The organism is Arthrobacter woluwensis, assembly GCF_900105345.1.
Lineage (GTDB): Bacteria > Actinomycetota > Actinomycetes > Actinomycetales > Micrococcaceae > Arthrobacter_E > Arthrobacter_E woluwensis.
In genome coordinates this window covers 183,716-203,401 of sequence record NZ_FNSN01000003.1, presented here as the reverse complement: position 1 = coordinate 203,401, position 19,686 = coordinate 183,716, and the positions used below count along the sequence as shown (strand labels likewise).

11 protein-coding genes and 4 rRNA genes are annotated in these 19,686 nt (G+C 64.8%); 10 read left to right on the top strand and 5 right to left on the bottom strand.

The annotated features are described in order from the left end of the window. Window positions 1–20 precede the first annotated feature (20 nt). Window positions 21–137: ribosomal RNA gene (rrf, locus tag BLV63_RS01570) — 5S ribosomal RNA — on the top strand. A gap of 127 nt (window positions 138–264) precedes the next feature. Here the strand turns inward: rrf (BLV63_RS01570) and BLV63_RS01565 are convergent. Continuing rightward, window positions 265–1,161 (bottom strand): phosphotransferase, encoded by an 897-nt coding sequence (locus BLV63_RS01565; RefSeq protein ID WP_254780426.1) that lies wholly within the window; start codon window positions 1,159–1,161, stop codon window positions 265–267. 132 nt (window positions 1,162–1,293) lie between these two features. Between BLV63_RS01565 and BLV63_RS01560 the strand changes: the two genes are divergently transcribed. The 7 genes from BLV63_RS01560 to rrf (BLV63_RS01530) all read left to right on the top strand — a co-directional run bounded on the left by BLV63_RS01560 (window position 1,294) and on the right by rrf (BLV63_RS01530) (window position 10,252). Then, complete coding sequence (locus BLV63_RS01560; protein ID WP_066217553.1) at window positions 1,294–2,232, top strand: SMP-30/gluconolactonase/LRE family protein; 939 nt, start codon at window positions 1,294–1,296, stop codon at window positions 2,230–2,232. Window positions 2,233–2,241: 9 nt separating this feature from the next. Continuing rightward, entirely contained in the window at window positions 2,242–3,108 is an 867-nt protein-coding gene (locus BLV63_RS01555) for a 3-hydroxyacyl-CoA dehydrogenase family protein (RefSeq protein ID WP_066217551.1), read from the top strand. 196 nt (window positions 3,109–3,304) lie between these two features. Beyond that, complete coding sequence (locus tag BLV63_RS01550; protein WP_066217548.1) at window positions 3,305–3,589, top strand: HU family DNA-binding protein; 285 nt, start codon at window positions 3,305–3,307, stop codon at window positions 3,587–3,589. A gap of 95 nt (window positions 3,590–3,684) precedes the next feature. Next, window positions 3,685–4,317: a class I SAM-dependent methyltransferase gene (locus BLV63_RS01545; protein WP_066217546.1), complete on the top strand. Its 633-nt coding sequence runs from the start codon at window positions 3,685–3,687 to the stop codon at window positions 4,315–4,317. 414 nt (window positions 4,318–4,731) lie between these two features. Then, window positions 4,732–6,256: ribosomal RNA gene (locus tag BLV63_RS01540) — 16S ribosomal RNA — on the top strand. Window positions 6,257–6,786: 530 nt separating this feature from the next. Then, window positions 6,787–9,913 (top strand): 23S ribosomal RNA (locus tag BLV63_RS01535). A 222-nt stretch (window positions 9,914–10,135) separates the two neighbouring features. Continuing rightward, window positions 10,136–10,252 (top strand): 5S ribosomal RNA (rrf, locus tag BLV63_RS01530). Together the 16S, 23S and 5S rRNA genes form the textbook arrangement of a ribosomal RNA operon. Before the next feature lie 324 nt (window positions 10,253–10,576). Here rrf (BLV63_RS01530) and BLV63_RS01525 read toward each other — a convergent pair. Beyond that, the gene (locus BLV63_RS01525) at window positions 10,577–11,524 is read right to left on the bottom strand and encodes a patatin-like phospholipase family protein (protein WP_066216471.1); all 948 of its coding nucleotides are present in this window, start codon (window positions 11,522–11,524) and stop codon (window positions 10,577–10,579) included. 181 nt (window positions 11,525–11,705) lie between these two features. Beyond that, window positions 11,706–12,356: a LysE family translocator gene (locus BLV63_RS01520; protein WP_066216473.1), complete on the bottom strand. Its 651-nt coding sequence runs from the start codon at window positions 12,354–12,356 to the stop codon at window positions 11,706–11,708. A gap of 192 nt (window positions 12,357–12,548) precedes the next feature. Between BLV63_RS01520 and BLV63_RS01515 the strand changes: the two genes are divergently transcribed. Both BLV63_RS01515 and BLV63_RS01510 read left to right on the top strand, forming a co-directional pair. Next, window positions 12,549–14,819: a bifunctional copper resistance protein CopD/cytochrome c oxidase assembly protein gene (locus BLV63_RS01515; RefSeq protein ID WP_074783928.1), complete on the top strand. Its 2,271-nt coding sequence runs from the start codon at window positions 12,549–12,551 to the stop codon at window positions 14,817–14,819. Then, window positions 14,816–16,771, top strand: a complete 1,956-nt coding sequence (locus BLV63_RS01510; protein WP_066216476.1) for an NHL domain-containing thioredoxin family protein — start codon at window positions 14,816–14,818, stop codon at window positions 16,769–16,771. Before BLV63_RS01515 ends, BLV63_RS01510 begins: the two co-directional genes overlap by 4 nt. Before the next feature lie 95 nt (window positions 16,772–16,866). Here the strand turns inward: BLV63_RS01510 and BLV63_RS01505 are convergent, their stop codons facing one another. Beyond that, window positions 16,867–17,862: a hypothetical protein gene (locus BLV63_RS01505; protein ID WP_244907369.1), complete on the bottom strand. Its 996-nt coding sequence runs from the start codon at window positions 17,860–17,862 to the stop codon at window positions 16,867–16,869. Window positions 17,863–17,932: 70 nt separating this feature from the next. Continuing rightward, window positions 17,933–19,678: a helicase HerA-like domain-containing protein gene (locus tag BLV63_RS01500; RefSeq protein WP_066216478.1), complete on the bottom strand. Its 1,746-nt coding sequence runs from the start codon at window positions 19,676–19,678 to the stop codon at window positions 17,933–17,935. Window positions 19,679–19,686 lie beyond the last annotated feature (8 nt).

The window sequence follows — 19,686 nt, the reverse complement described above, 5'->3', positions numbered from 1 at the left end:
GGTGGGGAGTTTGAAAGAGTTACGGCGGTCATAGCGTGGGGGAAACGCCCGGTCCCATTCCGAACCCGGAAGCTAAGACCCACAGCGCCGATGGTACTGCACTCGCGAGGGTGTGGGAGAGTAGGACACCGCCGGACACAACCACCCAGGATGGCCCGAGCAACGACGCCCGGGCCATCACTGCACCACCAACAAAACAGCCCCCACCACCAACACGAGCACGGGGGCTGTTCGCCTTTAACCGGCATCCCAGCACGCCACCAACTACCACCCCACAAGCCGCCCCAACGTGGACCGACCGAGCTCGGCCATCGACGGATTCGACTCCCGGTAGTACCAGACGAGGCCGATCGCCTGCTCGAAAGCCCAGCCCGCTCCTCGCTCCCACTCCTCGTCGCCGACGCCGAGCCGCTCACGTAAGCGCCGGCGTCGTCGTTCATCCAGCAGGTGCCAGGCAGCGACCAGGTCGAGTGCGGGATCGGCCGGGCCGAATCCGCCGGTGTCGAGGACTCCGCTCAGGCGTTCGCCGTCGACCAGAATATTCGCCGGAATCAGGTCCCCGTGGTTCATCACGTCGGCGCCGGCCGGCGACAGGGTACGGAAGTGCTCCCATAGCTTCCTGAGCGGCCCGACGTCCAGCAATCCGTGGCTCTGCCGGAGGCATTCTTCGACCCATCCGTCGTGTTCTTGCAGGACACCGCCTCGTCCCGTCCCGGCGAAGGTTCTCCCGCCGGTGGAGTGGAGTCTCAGCGCGGTGATGAGATCCGCGAGGTCTTCGGCGAAGCCGTCCGAGCTCTCATGGCTGTGCGGCGAGGGGGTGACGCCCGGGAGCCAGCTCTGCAGGCTCCACCCGCTGGGGCAGGTCACCGACGGTTCCGCGATGCCGAGAGGGCGTGGACCGGGGAAGGGCGACGCCTGGAGGAACTCCTCCATGGCACTCGCCTCATGCGCCGGCGTCGGGTCAGGGCCGTTCACATCATGAGCCAGCAGCGGGAAGCGGGCTGCCGCCTCCTCTCCGACGCGGAAGATCGCGTTGACCGTCCCGGAGGTGTCGAGCCGGCGAATGACGTGACCGCGATACTCCGGAAACCGCTGGGCGATGAGGAACGCGGCGTCCTCCTCGCTGAGGACGAGCTGGTTCTCATGCATCATCACGGACATCCCTCCTCAACGCGGCGGGAGCGGCCTCCCTTCGTCAGCCAACCACGATACGTCCGCCCTCTCAACTGTTGCACTGCGCAACAAAAGAGGCGTAAGCTATGGTGCATAGCGCAACTAGTGATGGAGGTCGACATGTTCGACTCGCTCCTCGTCCTACGCCTCGCGGCGGGAGACGTCATCAGGATTCCTCTCACGTCCGTCCCCGGCCAGGAAACCTTCTCCACCTTCGTGAAGGAGGCCGGTCCCTGTCCGGACGGCATCGCGATCGACGGAGACACCGTGTATTGGACGACCATGGGCGTTCCATCGGTGGTCCCGGGCCTCAGCGGCGAGGAAGGCCTCGACTACGGCAGCCGCAATGGTGGGATCAGTGGGGCCGCACTGGCGGACGGACGTTCTTTCGCCGTCGTCGAGCCCGGTGGGATCACCACCGGCAAGCAGCTGTGCGCCGACGGCGCGGGTCGCCTCTACTGGAGCGATCGCGAGGGATGCCGGATCTCCTCTGCCCGCACCGACGGTTCGGATCTGCAGGACCTGGTGATCAACGCGCCGGACGGGTCCAAGGACCAGGAGTGCGTCGGGGTGGCGGTCGATGTGGAAGCCGGTTCCTTGTACTGGACCCAGAAGGGCCCCGCGAAGGGTGGACACGGCCGGATTTTCCGTGCGGGCCTCACTCTGGCGGAGGGCGAGGACGTCCGGTCGCGCAGCGACCTCGAGCTTCTCTGGCAGGACCTGCCGGAACCGATCGACCTGGAGATCCATGACGGATTCCTCTACTGGACCGACCGCGGCGCCGAACCGGCCGGCAACACCCTCAACCGGGCGCCGTTGCCGGCGCCCGGAGCGAAGGGCGCCGAGCCCGAGATCCTCGCGCGGGGCTTCCGAGAGGCTATCGGCCTGGCGATCGACGGCGACGCGGGCGTCGCGTACGTCTCCGAGCTGGGCGGTCGCATCGTCGCCGTCGAGCTCCACCCCGCCGGGGAGGCAGCCGCGCCGCGCGTGGTCGCGGATCTCGGCACCCCACTCTCAGGCCTGGCCGGCCTGAACAGCACTCACGAACAGCAGGACTGAGGACCACTCATGGCATACGACTTCACTTTCGATCAGATCCGCAACCGTCCCGTCACGGTCATCGGCGGGGGCACCCTGGGCCGCAGGATCGCCTTGATGATGGCTTCCCGCGGCGGAACCGTCCGGATCTCCGATCCCCAGCAGGCAGTGGCGGAAGCCGCCGTGCAGTACGTCGCCGAGACCCTGCCCGGAGTCCTGTCCGAACGCGGCTCCGGTGAAGCGGGCACCGTCGTGGCCGCCAACGGCCTGGCGGACGCGCTCGAGGACGCCTGGCTGGTCATCGAAGCGGTTCCGGAACGACTCGAGATCAAAATTCCGCTCTGGGGAGAAGTGGACCGGCTCGCGCCGGACGACGCGATCTTCGCCACGAACTCCTCCTCGTACGCCTCACGTCTGATGGATGAGCGGATCCGGGACAAGTCGCGATTCTGCAATCTGCACTTCTACATGCCACCCGCGTCCAATGCGGCCGACGTGATGTCCGACGGCGAGACCGACCGTGCCGTGCTCGACACCCTTCTGAGGGTGCTGCCGGAGTTCGACGTGCACCCGTTCGAGGCCCGCAAGGAGAGCACGGGGTTCATCTTCAACCGGGTATGGGCCGCGATCAAGCGCGAATCCCTCGCCGTGGTGGCCGAGGGCGTGGCCCGCCCCGAGGATGTGGACGCGATGTTCCGGCTCAACTGGCACATGCCCGTGGGCCCGTTCCAGATGATGGACGGAGTGGGTCTGGACGTGGTCCTCGACATCGAGGAGCACTACGCGCAGGAGAACCCGCACCTGGCGGAGGGGCCGCGGACCCTCCTGCGTGAGTACGTGGAGGCGGGCAAACTGGGCCGCAAGACCGGCGAGGGCTTCTACCGCTACGACTCCTGAGACACCGCCGGACGGGGGTCCCCCACGCCCGGATGTGTCTGATTTGGACCGGAAACCGGGTGAGATCGAGCAAAAAACACCGAAAACACGCGGGATTTGCGACTCTGGGCCGTCAGGACTGGTAAGTTTCAGAACAGTGGTTCCCGCGCGAACCGCGTGGTAATTCCAAGTAGTCGATACGTCCAGGAGGACACCCATGGCTAAGAACCGTAGCGACGTCGTCGCCGAAGTTGCCAAGAAGGCTGACGTCAGCCAGGCTTCCGTCAACAACGTGCTGGATGCCCTGTTCGAGGTTTTCGAAGCTTCCGTCGCCGCCGGCGAGAAGATCACCATCCCGGGCTGGCTCGCCGTTGAGCGCACCGACCGTGCTGCTCGCACCGGCCGCAACCCGCAGACCGGCGAGACCATTCAGATCCCGGCCGGCCACAGCGTCAAGCTGACCGCAGGCTCCAAGCTGAAGGCTGCTGCTTCCAAGAAGTAAGCTCCTTCGCTTCCTGAGGGCACCGGCATCCGCCGGTGCCCTCAGCTGTTTAAGCCCGGGCACCTGGTGACGTCGTCACGGAGGAGGAAAGCGCGATGCGGAGAAACGAAGCACGAACCGACGGTGAGGTCGTCGCGGCGTCCTATGACGCGGTGGCCGGCCTGTACATCGAGCTCTTCGGGGACGAGGAGCTCGCGGACCCTCGGGATCTGGAGACGATCACGGCGTGGGCCGCGACGTGCGACGGTCCTGTGCTCGACGCCGGCTGCGGACCGGGGCACTGGACTGCGGCCCTGGCGCGGCGAGGGGTGGAGGTCGCGGGCGTCGATCTCTCGGCGGAGTTCCTGGAGCACGCACGACGCCTGTACCCGGCCCTGTCCTTCCAGTCGGCCGATGTCCGCAGGCTCCCGTCGAGGGACGGCTCGTGGGCGGGGGTGCTGGCATGGTTCTCGCTCATTCATCTCGATCCTGTGGACGTGCGCGCTGTCCTCGCCGAGGTGCATCGTGTGCTCGCTCCCGGAGGAAGAATCCTGATCGGCTTCTTCGCGGGTGAAGGTGACGAACCGCTGCCCTTTGCGCATCAGGTGGCGCCGGCGTGGTCGTGGCCGGGTGAATGGGTCGAGGAACAGCTGGTCCTCGCGGGGTTCAGGCCGAGGGGCGCCACGGTACGGGGCGCCAGCGGAACGCAGCGGGCACTGGGTCATTGCGAGGCCGTCAGGGTGCCCTGAGGCACCGTCTGGGGCAGGGCTTGCGGAGTCCTCCAGAAGTGTGTAGAGTAGATCGGGTTGCCGGGCCGGTTGTGCTGGTTCTGGTGGCGGTCTTCGATTCTCATTCCTTTGATTTCATTCACCATTTTCGGGTGCTTTTTTGTGGTGCCTTTGGTGTTTGTTTTTGTGAATTCGAATTCTGGTTGGATGGTTTATCCGGCCGGGGAGCGGATTTGCGAAAGGGAAAGCTGATGGGTTAGGATTGAAGGGTTGCGGCGGGAAAGCCTGGAGGAATTGCTCCGGTGAGTATCGCAGAGCAGTCTGTTGTTTGAGAACTCAATAGTGTGTCATGTTTTTTTGATACCAATGTTTTTTTGGTAATCACTGATTTCACCGCCCCTGTGGTGGATTGGTGTTTGCTGGGTTTTGAATTTCTTTTTGGAGAGTTTGATCCTGGCTCAGGATGAACGCTGGCGGCGTGCTTAACACATGCAAGTCGAACGATGAAGCCTAGCTTGCTGGGTGGATTAGTGGCGAACGGGTGAGTAACACGTGAGTAACCTGCCCTTGACTCTGGGATAAGCCTGGGAAACTGGGTCTAATACCGGATACGACCATTGCCCGCATGGGTTGGTGGTGGAAAGCTTTTGTGGTTTTGGATGGACTCGCGGCCTATCAGCTTGTTGGTGAGGTAATGGCTCACCAAGGCGACGACGGGTAGCCGGCCTGAGAGGGTGACCGGCCACACTGGGACTGAGACACGGCCCAGACTCCTACGGGAGGCAGCAGTGGGGAATATTGCACAATGGGCGAAAGCCTGATGCAGCGACGCCGCGTGAGGGATGACGGCCTTCGGGTTGTAAACCTCTTTCAGTAGGGAAGAAGCGAAAGTGACGGTACCTGCAGAAGAAGCGCCGGCTAACTACGTGCCAGCAGCCGCGGTAATACGTAGGGCGCAAGCGTTATCCGGAATTATTGGGCGTAAAGAGCTCGTAGGCGGTTTGTCGCGTCTGCTGTGAAAGGCCAGGGCTCAACCCTGGTTCTGCAGTGGGTACGGGCAGACTTGAGTGATGTAGGGGAGACTGGAATTCCTGGTGTAGCGGTGAAATGCGCAGATATCAGGAGGAACACCGATGGCGAAGGCAGGTCTCTGGGCATTAACTGACGCTGAGGAGCGAAAGCATGGGGAGCGAACAGGATTAGATACCCTGGTAGTCCATGCCGTAAACGTTGGGCACTAGGTGTGGGGGACATTCCACGTTTTCCGCGCCGTAGCTAACGCATTAAGTGCCCCGCCTGGGGAGTACGGCCGCAAGGCTAAAACTCAAAGGAATTGACGGGGGCCCGCACAAGCGGCGGAGCATGCGGATTAATTCGATGCAACGCGAAGAACCTTACCAAGGCTTGACATGGACTGGATCGCATCAGAGATGGTGTTTCCCTTCGGGGCTGGTTCACAGGTGGTGCATGGTTGTCGTCAGCTCGTGTCGTGAGATGTTGGGTTAAGTCCCGCAACGAGCGCAACCCTCGTTCCATGTTGCCAGCGCGTAATGGCGGGGACTCATGGGAGACTGCCGGGGTCAACTCGGAGGAAGGTGGGGACGACGTCAAATCATCATGCCCCTTATGTCTTGGGCTTCACGCATGCTACAATGGCCGGTACAAAGGGTTGCGATACTGTGAGGTGGAGCTAATCCCAAAAAGCCGGTCTCAGTTCGGATTGGGGTCTGCAACTCGACCCCATGAAGTTGGAGTCGCTAGTAATCGCAGATCAGCAACGCTGCGGTGAATACGTTCCCGGGCCTTGTACACACCGCCCGTCAAGTCACGAAAGTTGGTAACACCCGAAGCCGGTGGCCTAACCCCTTGTGGGAGGGAGCTGTCGAAGGTGGGACTGGCGATTGGGACTAAGTCGTAACAAGGTAGCCGTACCGGAAGGTGCGGCTGGATCACCTCCTTTCTAAGGAGCAAACGAGATCATGGCCGCTTCCTGCATGGGTTGTGGTGGTGGTTGAGTGTAGAACCCGCCTGCCAGGGCGTTCGTTCCTGGGGTGTGGTGCTCATGGGTGGAATATCGAAAAAACACATCCTCGTGATGGTTGGTGGGTTCCTGTGAAACAAGGGGGCTTGCCGGCTGGGGGTGCGGTTCCTGTACGGGTGCTGTGATGCTGCGTTTTAGTACGCCGGCCGGTGACGGTTGGTTGGAACGGGTGTGGTGTTGTGGTGGTGCAGGGGTTGTTGACACACTGTTGGGTCCTGAAGCAACAGGCCCGTCGCATGTCTCCTTTGGGGGTGTGTGGTGGTTGTTGTTTCGTTTGGTTGCCCTGCTTCTGGAAGGCGTGCCCGGTTGGGTGTGTTGGATGGGGGTGTGGGGTTGTTGTTTGAGAACTGCATAGTGGACGCGAGCATCTTATAAGGCGAGCGTCATGGCCTGGGTGGCCTCCTTTTGGGGGGTTGTGTGGGTTGTGGTGTTTGTCTTGGTTTTTGTGTGGCCAAGTTTTTAAGGGCGCACGGTGAATGCCTTGGCATTAGGAGCCGATGAAGGACGTGGGAATCTGCGAAAAGCCTGGGGGAGTTGATAACCGAACTTTGATCCCAGGATGTCCGAATGGGGAAACCCGGCTGCCTGTTATGGGTAGTCACCCGCAGCTGAACGCATAGGCTGTGTGGAGGGAACGCGGGGAAGTGAAACATCTCAGTACCCGCAGGAAGAGAAAACAACATGTGATTCCGTGAGTAGTGGCGAGCGAAAGCGGATCAGGCTAAACCGGTCCATGTGTGATAGCCAGTGGGCGTTGCATGGTCGGGGTTGTGGGGTTGTTCCGTACCAGGGTCACTGACCTGGTCGGGTGTGAATGTGCTGGCGTAGATGAACGGCCTGGGATGGTCGACCATAGAGGGTGAGAGTCCCGTAATTGTCGCGTTGATGCACCGCTCGAGGGATGATTCCCGAGTAGCACGGGGCCCGAGAAATCCCGTGTGAATCTGTCAGGACCACCTGATAAGCCTAAATACTACCTAATGACCGATAGCGGACCAGTACCGTGAGGGAAAGGTGAAAAGTACCCCGGGAGGGGAGTGAAATAGTACCTGAAACCGTGTGCCTACAATCCGTCAGAGCAGGCTTGTACCTGTGATGGCGTGCCTTTTGAAGAATGAGCCTGCGAGTTAGTGTTACGTCGCGAGGTTAACCCGTGTGGGGAAGCCGTAGCGAAAGCGAGTCTGAATAGGGCGTTTGAGTGGCGTGATCTAGACCCGAAGCGAAGTGATCTACCCATGGCCAGGTTGAAGCGACGGTAAGACGTCGTGGAGGACCGAACCCACTTCAGTTGAAAATGGAGGGGATGAGCTGTGGGTAGGGGTGAAAGGCCAATCAAACTTCGTGATAGCTGGTTCTCCCCGAAATGCATTTAGGTGCAGCGTTGCGTGTTTCTTGCCGGAGGTAGAGCTACTGGATGGCCGATGGGCCCTACAAGGTTACTGACGTCAGCCAAACTCCGAATGCCGGTAAGTGAGAGCGCAGCAGTGAGACCGTGGGGGATAAGCTTCATGGTCGAGAGGGAAACAGCCCAGACCACCGACTAAGGCCCCTAAGCGTGTGCTAAGTGGGAAAGGATGTGGAGTTGCTTAGACAACCAGGAGGTTGGCTTAGAAGCAGCCACCCTTGAAAGAGTGCGTAATAGCTCACTGGTCAAGTGATTCCGCGCCGACAATGTAGCGGGGCTCAAGTACACCGCCGAAGTCGTGGATTTCAGATAGTAGACAAGCCTTCGTGGTTCAGTCGTCTGGAGTGGTAGGGGAGCGTCGTGTGGACGGTGAAGCCGCGGTGTAAACCAGTGGTGGAGACCACACGAGTGAGAATGCAGGCATGAGTAGCGAAAGACGGGTGAGAAACCCGTCCGCCGGATGATCAAGGGTTCCAGGGTCAAGCTAATCTGCCCTGGGTGAGTCGGGACCTAAGGCGAGGCCGACAGGCGTAGTCGATGGACAACGGGTTGATATTCCCGTACCGGCGAAGAACCGCCCATACTGAGCCCGGGATACTAACCACCCAATCCGCCTCCAGGAGCCTTCGGGCAAGTGGTGTGTGGTGAGGCTGGGAACTGATCGGGGGAGGTAAGCGTATTAACAGGTGTGACGCAGGAAGGTAGCTGAGCCGGGCGATGGTAGTCCCGGTCTAAGCAGGTAGGCCGTTCCCTAGGCAAATCCGGGGAACATGAAGGCTGAGACGTGATGGGACCCCACCTTGTGGGGGATTCAGTGATCCTATGCTGCCGAGAAAAGCATCGACGCGAGGTTCCAGCCGCCCGTACCCGAAACCGACACAGGTGATCAGGTAGAGAATACTAAGGCGATCGAGAGAATCATGGTTAAGGAACTCGGCAAAATGCCCCCGTAACTTCGGGAGAAGGGGGGCCCGGACTGTGAAGAGGACTTGCTCCTCGGAGCGGATAAGGGCCGCAGAGACCAGGGGGAAGCGACTGTTTACTAAAAACACAGGTCCGTGCGAAGTCGCAAGACGATGTATACGGACTGACTCCTGCCCGGTGCTGGAAGGTTAAGAGGACCGGTCAACACTTTGGTGTGAAGCCGGGAATTTAAGCCCCAGTAAACGGCGGTGGTAACTATAACCATCCTAAGGTAGCGAAATTCCTTGTCGGGTAAGTTCCGACCTGCACGAATGGAGTAACGACTTCCCTACTGTCTCAACCATGAACTCGGCGAAATTGCACTACGAGTAAAGATGCTCGTTACGCGCAGCAGGACGGAAAGACCCCGAGACCTTTACTATAGTTTGGTATTGGTGTTCGGAGTGGCTTGTGTAGGATAGGTGGGAGACTGTGAAGCGGACACGCCAGTGTTCGTGGAGTCATCGTTGAAATACCACTCTGGTCACTTTGGACATCTAACTTCGGCCCATGATCTGGGTCAGGGACAGTGCCTGATGGGTAGTTTAACTGGGGCGGTTGCCTCCTAAAAAGTAACGGAGGCGCCCAAAGGTTCCCTCAGCCTGGTTGGCAATCAGGTGTCGAGTGTAAGTGCACAAGGGAGCTTGACTGTGAGAGAGACATCTCGAGCAGGGACGAAAGTCGGGACTAGTGATCCGGCGGTACATTGTGGAATGGCCGTCGCTCAACGGATAAAAGGTACCTCGGGGATAACAGGCTGATCTTGCCCAAGAGTCCATATCGACGGCATGGTTTGGCACCTCGATGTCGGCTCGTCGCATCCTGGGGCTGGAGTAGGTCCCAAGGGTTGGGCTGTTCGCCCATTAAAGCGGTACGCGAGCTGGGTTTAGAACGTCGTGAGACAGTTCGGTCCCTATCCGCTGCGCGCGCAGGAAATTTGAGAAGGGCTGTCCTTAGTACGAGAGGACCGGGACGGACGAACCTCTGGTGTGTCAGTTGTACTGCCAAGTGCACCGCTGATTGGCTACGTTCGGATGGGATAACCGCTGAAAGCATCTAAGCGGGAAGCCCGCTTCAAGATAAGATTTCCATGACCCTTCGGGGTCGAGAGGCTCCCAGCAGACCACTGGGTTGATAGGCCGGACGTGGAAGCAGGGACTAACGACCTGTGAAGCTGACCGGTACTAATAAGCCGACAACCTGACCACACACCACACCCCCCCGGGTGTGGGTGAAAGAACTGTGCTACGCGTCCACCATGCGGTCCCCAAACAACAAACCCACCAGTTTGACCCGAGGGAACCAGATAATTGAATAAGCAACACCACCACCCCCACAAGGGATCCACTGGTTGGTGTTGCGTGTCACGGAAACGATCCAGTGACCCTTACAAACCAACCCCCACCCCCTGGTGGGGAGTTTGAAAGAGTTACGGCGGTCATAGCGTGGGGGAAACGCCCGGTCCCATTCCGAACCCGGAAGCTAAGACCCACAGCGCCGATGGTACTGCACTCGCGAGGGTGTGGGAGAGTAGGACACCGCCGGACACAACCACCCAGGATGGCCCGAGCAACGACGCCCGGGCCATCACTGCACCACCAACAAAACAGCCCCCACCACCAACACGAGCACGGGGGCTGTTCGCCTTTAACCACCCACCCGGGCCGGGGCCCACACCCACCCCCCACCCCAAAACCACAGCCCCCACACCCACAGGGGCTGTCCGCGTTTAACCGGCCACCCAGCAGACTGATCACACCCCCACCCCACCGGACCAGCAGAGGGGTGGAGCCCGCCCCCACAAGAGACGGGCACCACCGATCCGGCACCACGCCGGATGACACGACGGAACAGCCGAGGTCAGCCCGGCATCACACCGGTGCGGACGCGCCCCAGAACGGCGCCAGGCTCTCGGCGAGGCGTTTGCCCTGCTCGAATCCGGCCCGCGCCGCGTCCGGACGCAAGCCGATGTTCATGGCATTGGCGCCGAAGAGGTCCTCCGCCTCCGCCTCAGGTGAGATGACCTCCACCGTGCTGCCGGCGTCGCGCAGTTCCTTGACCTGCGCATCAAGGTGCTGGCCCCACTCCAGGGGAGTGCGAGTGCGGCCGCCGAACGGGGAGAGGACCAGAACCCGGGCATGGCCTGCGGCGAGGTCGGCGTTCTCATTGCGCCGGTAGCCGCCGTCGATGTATCGCTTGTCCCCGACGGGACAAGCGAAGCCGCTGGAACAACTGGCGGCCACGGCGTCGGCAAGGGACACGCCGCTGTCACGGGTGAAGACGGTGGGCTCGCCGGTGCTCGCGTCCACGGCGGTCAGCAGGATCCGTTGTTCCGGCCACTGCTGGCTCGGCAGGCGCGACGCGACCGTCTCCCGCCAGCGGGCGTGGACGTCCCGGTCGGAGGAAGCCGGAAGCTCCAGCGCGCCGGCACCCATCCGGCGTCGCATGTCGGCGGCGTCGTGGGAAGCGGAGATGATGCTGTCCGTGCGCTCCAGGTGATTGATGGTGGATCCTGCCAGCCCGCGACGACCCGCTTCCGGCGGCTGAGGCCGGCGGACGGGAAGCGGTGTCAGGGAGGCCTCGTAGAGCTCGGCCGGATCCGCTCCGGTCAGTTGCGCGGCGGCCGTGGCGCCGGCGGAGGTGCCGATGATCAGATCGGCGTCGGTGACGGTGAGGCCCGCGTCGGCCAGGCCGGCGATCACGCCGAGGAGCCAGGCGTTGCCGGTGGACCCGCCCCCTCCGAGTACGAGCGCGCGGCCGCCCGAAGGGTTGGAGGCGCGGGTGGCTGCGGGAGAATCAGAAGAAATGTCGTGATGCATGGGAGTCGCCTTTCGCGAAATGCCTGTGTGGCGCTCCCAGGGGCGGCTGCGTCAGCCGCGGAATCGTGGGCGGAGGGGAGCGCCCATTGCGGATACTGCGTACATGGGTCTCACCTCCTGTGATTCGTTCACGATCAGTGGAATCGTCGCATACCGACGACGGTGAAGCAACAGACGCGACTCAGCCGTGCCGGGTCTCCGCCAGCGCCACGAGCCCGAAGGCTCCCAGGGCCGTCCCCGTCACGCGGTCGATGACCTTGCGGAACCGGGGGCCGTCCAGCCAGCGCCGGAAGTAGTGTGCCGCCGTGATGATGAGCGTGAACCAGAGTGCCGCTTCCAGATTGCTGATGACGGAGAGCATGAGGCCCATCCAGAGGGGAGCGATGGTCGGGACGAGGAACTGGGGGATCACGGCCAGGCAGAACATCCCGTACTTGGGGTTCAGGATGTTGGACAGGAACCCTTTAACCCAGGTCTTCCCGAGGTGTTCGGGCGCCACGGTGGCCGGCCCGCCGGTGGTGTCGACGCTGCCCTCGCCCGTGCGGAAGGATGCACGCCAGAACGAGAAGGCGAGCCAGAGCATGTACCCGGCTCCGATGATGCGGAGGATGTCGTAGGCGACGGTCGAGACGGCCAGCAGCGCGGACACACCCGTGGCCGCGGCCACGCCCCAGATGAACGCGCCCGTGATCATGCCCAGCGCCGCGGTGTACGCGTGACGGCGGCTCCGGCCCAGGGCGTAGCGGAGGACGAGCGCGGTGTCCGTCCCCGGAAGAATCGTGATCAGGACGGACAGGGCGGCGAAGCCCAGCAGGGACTGTTCAAGGGTCACCCGGTCATCTTAAGGCGCTGGTCGGTTTCCGCGCCCTTGATGACCTTCGGCGCCGCAATCGGGGCGCGGACAGCGAATACGGGCGCACGCCTCGCCCCGGGACCGGAGAGGGCCCGGGACAGTACCTGACCGCCACCTGTGAACCAGGCGCCCCGATTCGACCCGCCCTCGCGCGCGCGGGACAATGGAGGCATGCCAGCAACCACCAGGAACCAGGTCTCCTCGCGCCCCGGACGACCCGCGCGCGGGCAAGGGACGAACGGGGAGGCCGCCCACGGTCCCGCCCCCCAGACCACGAGGACCGGACTGGGACCGGGCTGGCAGTTCGCGGCCCTCGCCGTGGCGGTCGTGACGCTCGTGCTGGGGCTCCTGTTCACCGGTGCTGCCGGCGTGCGTCAGCTGTCCGACCCCGGCGCTCTCGTGCGCTGGGGCCTGCCGGTGGCCAAGACCGTCCACAACCTCAGCCTGGCCGTGACGGTCGCGGCGCTGGCGTTCGCCGTCGTCGTGCTGCCGCAGGGGATCCGCGCCCCGCGGCGCGGTGGTGAGACGAAGGACGTGCCGGAGCATCCGGCCTTCACCCGGACCATGCTGCTGGCGGGCGTTGCCGGAAGCCTCTGGACGGTTTCCGCCATCGCCGTGCTGGTGCTGACCTACGCGAACGTGTCCGGACAGGCGCTCAGCGGCGACACCGAGTACACCAAGGCCCTGGTCTTCTTCATGAGCGACTTCCCGCTGGGCCGCGGCTGGCTCTTCGTGGTGATCGTCGCGGCGCTCGTCGCGACGGCCAGCTTCGGCCTGCGCAACACGACGGCGCTCGCGTTCACACTGCTCCTGGCACTCCTCGGCATGGTGCCGCCGGCGCTCAACGGCCACGCGGCCAGCTCCAACGACCACGCGGGCGCCGTGAACTCGATCGGCCTGCACGTGCTGGGGGCTTCGCTCTGGGTGGGTGGCATCGCCGTCCTGGCCCTCATCTCCGGCCTGCTGGCCCGGCCGGCCTCGGGCACCCCGCGCCGCGACATCACCGCGGCCACCCTCAAGCGCTTCTCCGCGCTGGCGCTCTTCTGCTTCCTGCTCGTCACGGCGTCCGGCATCATCAGCGCCTCCATCCGCATCACCAGCTGGCACAACCTCTTCTATTCTCCGTACGGCCAGCTGGTGCTGGTGAAGACCTTCTGCGCCCTGGTCCTCGGGGCGATCGGCTACATGCACCGCTCGTGGATCATCCCGCGGCTGGGCGACGACGACGGCGCGGCCTCCCGAGGCAAGGCCGCCGCGGTCCCGTCGAAGGGTTCCCTGACCGCCCAGCGTGTGCTGTGGCAGGTCATCGGGGTGGAACTGCTGGTCATGGCCGCGACGAGTGCGGTCGCCGTCGCGCTGTCCTCCTCGGCTCCGCCGTCCGAGACCAAATACTCCGAGGACGCCAGCCCGGCGTTCATCCTCAGCGGCTACGAGCTCCCCCCGGAGCTGACCCCGGAACGCTGGCTCACCGTCTGGCGTCTCGACTGGCTGTGGGTGGCCGTGGCCGTCTTCGGTGCCGTGGCCTACGCCCTGGGTGTCATCAAGGTCGTCCGCCGTGGCGACCGGTGGCCCGTCATGCGGGCGGTGTCCTGGTTCATCGGCCTGGCGGCCCTGACGTACATCATCTCCGGCGCCCCCGGGGTGTACGGACACGTCATGTTCTCCATCCACATGGTGGAGCACATGGCCCTGACCATGGTCGCGCCGATCTTCCTGGTGATCGGCTCACCCATCACCCTGGCGCTCCGCGCGCTCGCCCCGCGAACCGACGGCAGCCGCGGTCTGCGCGAATGGATCCTGGCGTTCGTGCACTCCCGGTTCTCCCAGGTGGTGACGCATCCACTCTTCGCGGCCGCGAATTTCGCCGGGTCGATCGTGCTGTTCTACTACTCGGACTTCTTCGGCTTCGCCATGCGGGACCACGTGGGCCACGAGCTGATGAACCTGCACTTCCTGCTGACCGGGTACATCTTCGCGCTGACCATGATCGGCCAGGACCCGCTGCCGCGCCGCGCGCCGTTCCCGATGCGGCTCCTGCTGCTCCTGGCGACCATGGCCTTCCATGCCTTCTTCGGCGTCTCCATCATGGGCGGCACGAGCCTGCTCGCCGCGGACTACTTCGGCAATCTGGGCCGTGCCTGGGGTCCGAGCGCGATCGTGGACCAGCAGCACGGCGGCGCGATCGCGTGGGGCATCGGCGAGGTTCCCACCGTCCTGCTCGCGATCGGGGTGGCCATCATGTGGTCCCGCTCGGATGAAAGGGAGACCCGTCGGAAGGACCGGGCGGCGGACAGGAATAACGACGCCGAGCTGACCGCTTACAACGACATGTTCACCCGTCTGGCCCGGAGGGACGGTTCACCCACCGGACGCACTGCGCCCACCGCCGGCGCGGCCTCTACGCTGGAACCCGGCACGCCGGAACCGAAGGAGAAAGAATGACCACCGAGAACGCGACCTCTGTGCGCAGCGCCACCCGCGTCCGCGCTTCCGAGCTGGTGGGCCGCAACTGGCTCAACACCGGTGGAGAACAGCTCTCCCTCGAGAAACTCCGCGGCAAGATCGTGCTGCTGGACTTCTGGACCTTCTGCTGCATCAACTGCCTGCACGTCCTGGACGAGCTGCGCCCCCTCGAGGAGCAGTACAGCGACGTCCTCGTGACGGTCGGCGTCCACTCGCCCAAGTTCGAGCACGAGGCCGACCCCGTGGCGATCGCGGCCGCGGTGGAGCGCTACGAGATCCACCACCCGGTCCTCGACGACCCCGAGCTGGACACCTGGAAGGCCTACACAGCCCGCGCCTGGCCGACCCTGGTGGTCGTCGACCCCGAGGGTTACGTGGTGGCGCACCTCTCCGGCGAGGGCCATGCGGACGGCCTGGCCGTGCTGATCCCGGAACTCATCGCCGAGCACGAGGACAAGGGCACCCTGCACCGCGGTGACGGCCCGTACGTGGCGCCGGAGGCGACCTCCGGGACGCTCCGCTTCCCGGGCAAGGCCCTGCTGCTGCCCGCCGGGCGCGGTTCCGAGCAGGAGTCCTGGCTCGTCTCCGACACCGGTCATCACCGCGTCCTGGAGCTCGCCGACGACTTCGACACCATCCTGTCCGCGTATGGCGACGGGACCAAGGGACATGTCGACGGCGGGGCTGAGGGCGCCCGCTTCAACGAACCCCAGGGACTCACCCTCCTGCCCGCCGAGCTGGCGGCGCGGGTCGGGTACGACGTCGTCGTGGCGGACTCGGTCAACCACCGACTGCGGGGCATCAGCCTCGCCACCGGTGAGGTCACCACGCTCGCCGGCAGCGGCGTGCAGCGGCTGCTGGAAGCGGGCCCTGCCCGGGTGGACGACGACGGCGCCGGCTACGGCGGTCCGCTCGGCGCGGATCCCCTGCAGGTGGCTCTCAGTTCACCGTGGGACGTCCTCTGGTCCGAGTCGCTGCAGACCGTGGTGATCGCCATGGCGGGCGTGCACCAGATCTTCGCGTTCTCCCCGGAGACCGGCGAGGTGTCCATCCTGGCCGGCAACGGTCTGGAGGGCCTGCTCGACGGCGCGGCCGACTCCGCGTGGTTCGCCCAGTCCTCCGGCCTGGCCGAAGGACCGGACGGTTCCATCTGGGTGGCCGACTCGGAGACGTCCGCGCTGCGGCGCCTCGTGCCCACAGGGGACGCCGGCCGCGTGACCGTGGGGACGGCCATCGGCAAGGGCCTCTTCGACTTCGGGTTCCGCGACGGCGAAGCCTCCGAGGCGCGGCTCCAGCACCCGCTGGGTGTCACCGTGCTGCCCGACGGCTCCGTGGCGATCGCGGACACCTACAACGGCGCCGTGCGCCGCTACGACCCGGCGACCGGCGTCGTGTCCACCCTGACGCGTGGCCTCGCCGAGCCCAGCGACGTGGTCCTCGACCCCCGGGGCGCCGAGCCGCTGCTCGTGGTGGTGGAGGCCAACAAGCATCAGCTGATCTACGTGCCGATCCCGGCCGAGGCGCAGCAGGTGGATGAGGGCGCCTCGCAGACCCAGCGTCCGACGTCGCCCGTGGCGCCGGGGTCCTTCGACCTCTCGGTCCGCTTCACCGCGCCCACCGGCCAGAAGCTGGACTACCGCTGGGGCGACCCGACTCAGCTCAAGATCTCCTCGACCCCGGCGGAGCTCCTGGTCTCGGGCGGTGGCACGGGCGAAGGCCTGAACCGCACGCTCGAGCTGTCCTCCGAGGTCACCGAGGGCATCCTGCACATCACCGCCCGTGCGGCGGCCTGCGACGGCGCCGAAGGCCCCGACGGCGAGATCCCCGATCACGCCGCCTGCCACCTGTACCAGCAGGACTGGGGCATCCCCGTGGTCCTGAGCGCCGACGGCGACACGGAACTGGTCCTGGACCTGCGCGGCATGGACTGAGCCCGGCCCGCTCCGGACGCGAAAGCACAGATGGTGCCCCTTCCCAGCGCGGGAAGGGGCACCATCTGTGCTTTCGCGGGTGGCGGTGGCGGGACTCAGTAGTCGACGACGGGCGTGACGGTCACCTTGTCCGCCGTGAAGCTGAGCGTCACGGTGAAACTGAAGGGATGCACCTGGTCCAGCGGGCCGTCGACGCCGGTGAAGAGATCGACGGCTTTCGCGTTCAGCTTCGCCTTGCCGCCGAGCGGTGTGACCACCCAGCGGCCGTTGTACGGCTGGATCTCGACCTTGGGGTACTCGACGATGCTCCAGCGGATCGACCCGGGCGTGACCCGTTCGAGTCCCGCGTGGTAGAACGGGCAGTCCGGCTGGAGCCGCTGCTCGTGGTTGGCCTCGGCGGCACAGTCGTCCAGGTACTTGTGCACCTGGGTGGACACGGCGTCGGCCAGGCTCTTGGTGGCCTCGGTGCTGAGATTGACGGTCTGACTGCTGCTGGGTCCGGAGACGGAGACCCGCTGGGCCGGGGCGGCGAAGTACGGGGAGCTGTAGCTCGCCTCGTAGGTGCCCGGGAAGAACACCGGGAACTGGCCGTGGCCCTTCGGGGTGTTCACCGTGACCCCGTTGACCGTGGCGAGATTGGAGTTCACCACGTTCACGGTGACGGTGGGCAGGCTCGCCGGGACGAGCTGCCAGCGCGTGAAGAACAGCCACTCGTGACCGGCGGGTTCCACGAGGAACCTGGTGCTGTTCTGGACGCCTTCCAGGGAGTACGTGACCGGGACGGACATCCTCCCGTCCGACTGCCGTTCCGGGCTCCCCACGGTGAGGTCTTCGAACTTCTCCACCGACGCCTTGAGGCCGGCCCCGTTGAGGAGGCTGGGGTTCCCGGCCGGCACCTGGGCGCGGACCAGGCCGAGGGCCTTGCCGCCGTCGCCGTCCTTGAGCGCCGAAAGGTAGGCGCGCACCGGTTCCTGCGCGCCCGCCGGGCCGGAGTTCACCACGACGATGGTGACGATGGCAGCGGCGGCCACCAGCATGATGCCGGCAAGCCAGGATGCGGCCACCTTGATGGTGGTCTGTGTCCACGTCACGCTGCTCTGAACCTCATCTCGCGTCCGGTCGTCCTTCCTGTCCTTCGCCCGGGCTGCGGGGCACACCGGGTCAGCGGCGCCTGCTCCTCGACGATGTGCCGAAGATGCTGCGACCGAGGTCGCGGCCCAACTGGGTGCCGAGCGACCGCACCATGGAGCGGAGTCCGCCGCCGAGCGCGGAGCCCAGGCCTCCCATGATGTCACCCATCGGGTTCTGCGCGGGTTCCGGCGCCGGCGCGGGCGGCGCCGGCGCGGGCGGCGCCGGAGTGCTCGGCGCGGGTGCCGGAGCCGGGGCCTGGGACGGGGCACCCGGCACCGAGTGTCCGAGGATCTCCGCTTCGATCCGGCGGGCCTCCTCGTCCACGGAGCCCTGGTTCACAGCGCCCTGGTCCGCGGAGCCGGGGCCCGCAGGCGCCTGGCCGGGCTGTGCCGCACCGCCGGCCGGCGCGTTCTGCAGTTTCTCGAAAGCGGACTGGCGGTCCGTGGCCTGGCTGTACTTGGAGGCCAGGGACGAGGCCTGGATGACCTGGTTCATGGTCGCGTCGTCCGCCGGGCCCATGAGCGATTCCGGCGCACGGAGACGGGTGAGCGCCACCGGGGTGGGCGCACCCTTCTCATTCATGACGGTGATGACGGCCTCGCCGATCCCGGCCGAGGTGAGGACCTTGTCCAGCTCGTAGTCGCTGACGGGGAAGGTGGACACCGTGGCCTTGAGCGCCTTGGCGTCATCCGGGGTGAAGGCGCGCAGCGCGTGCTGCACGCGGTTCGCCAGCTGGCCGAGGACATCCGCGGGGACGTCCTTCGGGGTCTGGGTCACGAAGAAGATGCCCACGCCCTTGGAACGGATGAGGCGCACGGTCTGCGTGATGGCCTGGAGGAACGCCTTGGAGGCGCCCGTGAAGAGCAGGTGGGCCTCATCGAAGAAGAACACGAGCTTGGGCTTGTCCAGATCGCCCGCCTCCGGGAGCGTCTCGAACAGCTCCGACAGCAGCCACATGAGGAAGGTGGAGAACAGGGCGGGCTTGTCCTGCAGGGTGGGCAGCTCGAGGGCGCTGATGATGCCACGGCCGTCCGGCGCCGTGCGCAGAAGCTCGGAGGGGTCGAACTCGGGGAGCCCGAAGAACTGCTCCATGCCCTGGGCCTCCAGCGCCACGATCTCGCGCAGGATGACCCCGGCGGTCGCCTTGGACAGGCCGCCGAGCTGGGCCAGGGCCTCTTTGCCCTCGTCCGAGGTGAGGTACTGGATGACCGCCCGGAGATCCTTGAGATCATCCAGTTCCAGCTGGTTCTGGTCCGCGAAATGGAAGATCAGCTGGAGGCTCGACTCCTGAGTGTCATTGAGGTCCATGACGCGTGAGAGCAGGATCGGGCCGAAGCTCGTGATGGAGGCCCGCACGGGGATGCCCTTGCCGTTGCCGCCCAGCGCGAGGTACTCGACCGGGAACGTCGCGGCCTTCCATTCCTGGCCGAGTTCGGCGGTGCGTGCCAGGAGCTTGTCCCCGCCCGCGCCGGGAGTGGCCAGGCCGGACAGGTCGCCTTTGATGTCGGCCAGGAAGACCGGCACACCGGCGGCGGACAGCTGTTCCGCCATCATGTGCAGCGTGACCGTCTTGCCCGTGCCCGTGGCGCCCGCCACGAGCCCGTGCCGGTTCATCATGCCGAGGGGCAGACGGACCGGGGCGTCCTGATGGACGGCGTCGTCCACGATCGCCGCGCCCAGCTCGATCACGGGGCCGGAGAAGGTGTAGCCCTCGCGGATCGTCTGGACTTTGTCCTCGGTGCTCTTGGAGTCAGTGCTCTTGCTGGCCATGGCCATAGCTTAGC

Excerpts from the sequence above, each read along its gene's own strand:
- BLV63_RS01565 (WP_254780426.1), bottom strand. The coding sequence starts at position 1,161 with ATGTCCGTGATGATGCATGAGAACCAGCTCGTCCTCAGCGAGGAGGAC.
- BLV63_RS01560 (WP_066217553.1), top strand. The coding sequence starts at position 1,294 with ATGTTCGACTCGCTCCTCGTCCTACGCCTCGCGGCGGGAGACGTCATC.
- BLV63_RS01555 (WP_066217551.1), top strand. The coding sequence starts at position 2,242 with ATGGCATACGACTTCACTTTCGATCAGATCCGCAACCGTCCCGTCACG.
- BLV63_RS01550 (WP_066217548.1), top strand. The coding sequence starts at position 3,305 with ATGGCTAAGAACCGTAGCGACGTCGTCGCCGAAGTTGCCAAGAAGGCT.
- BLV63_RS01545 (WP_066217546.1), top strand. The coding sequence starts at position 3,685 with ATGCGGAGAAACGAAGCACGAACCGACGGTGAGGTCGTCGCGGCGTCC.
- BLV63_RS01525 (WP_066216471.1), bottom strand. The coding sequence starts at position 11,524 with ATGCATCACGACATTTCTTCTGATTCTCCCGCAGCCACCCGCGCCTCC.
- BLV63_RS01515 (WP_074783928.1), top strand. The coding sequence starts at position 12,549 with ATGCCAGCAACCACCAGGAACCAGGTCTCCTCGCGCCCCGGACGACCC.
- BLV63_RS01510 (WP_066216476.1), top strand. The coding sequence starts at position 14,816 with ATGACCACCGAGAACGCGACCTCTGTGCGCAGCGCCACCCGCGTCCGC.
- BLV63_RS01500 (WP_066216478.1), bottom strand. The coding sequence starts at position 19,678 with ATGGCCATGGCCAGCAAGAGCACTGACTCCAAGAGCACCGAGGACAAA.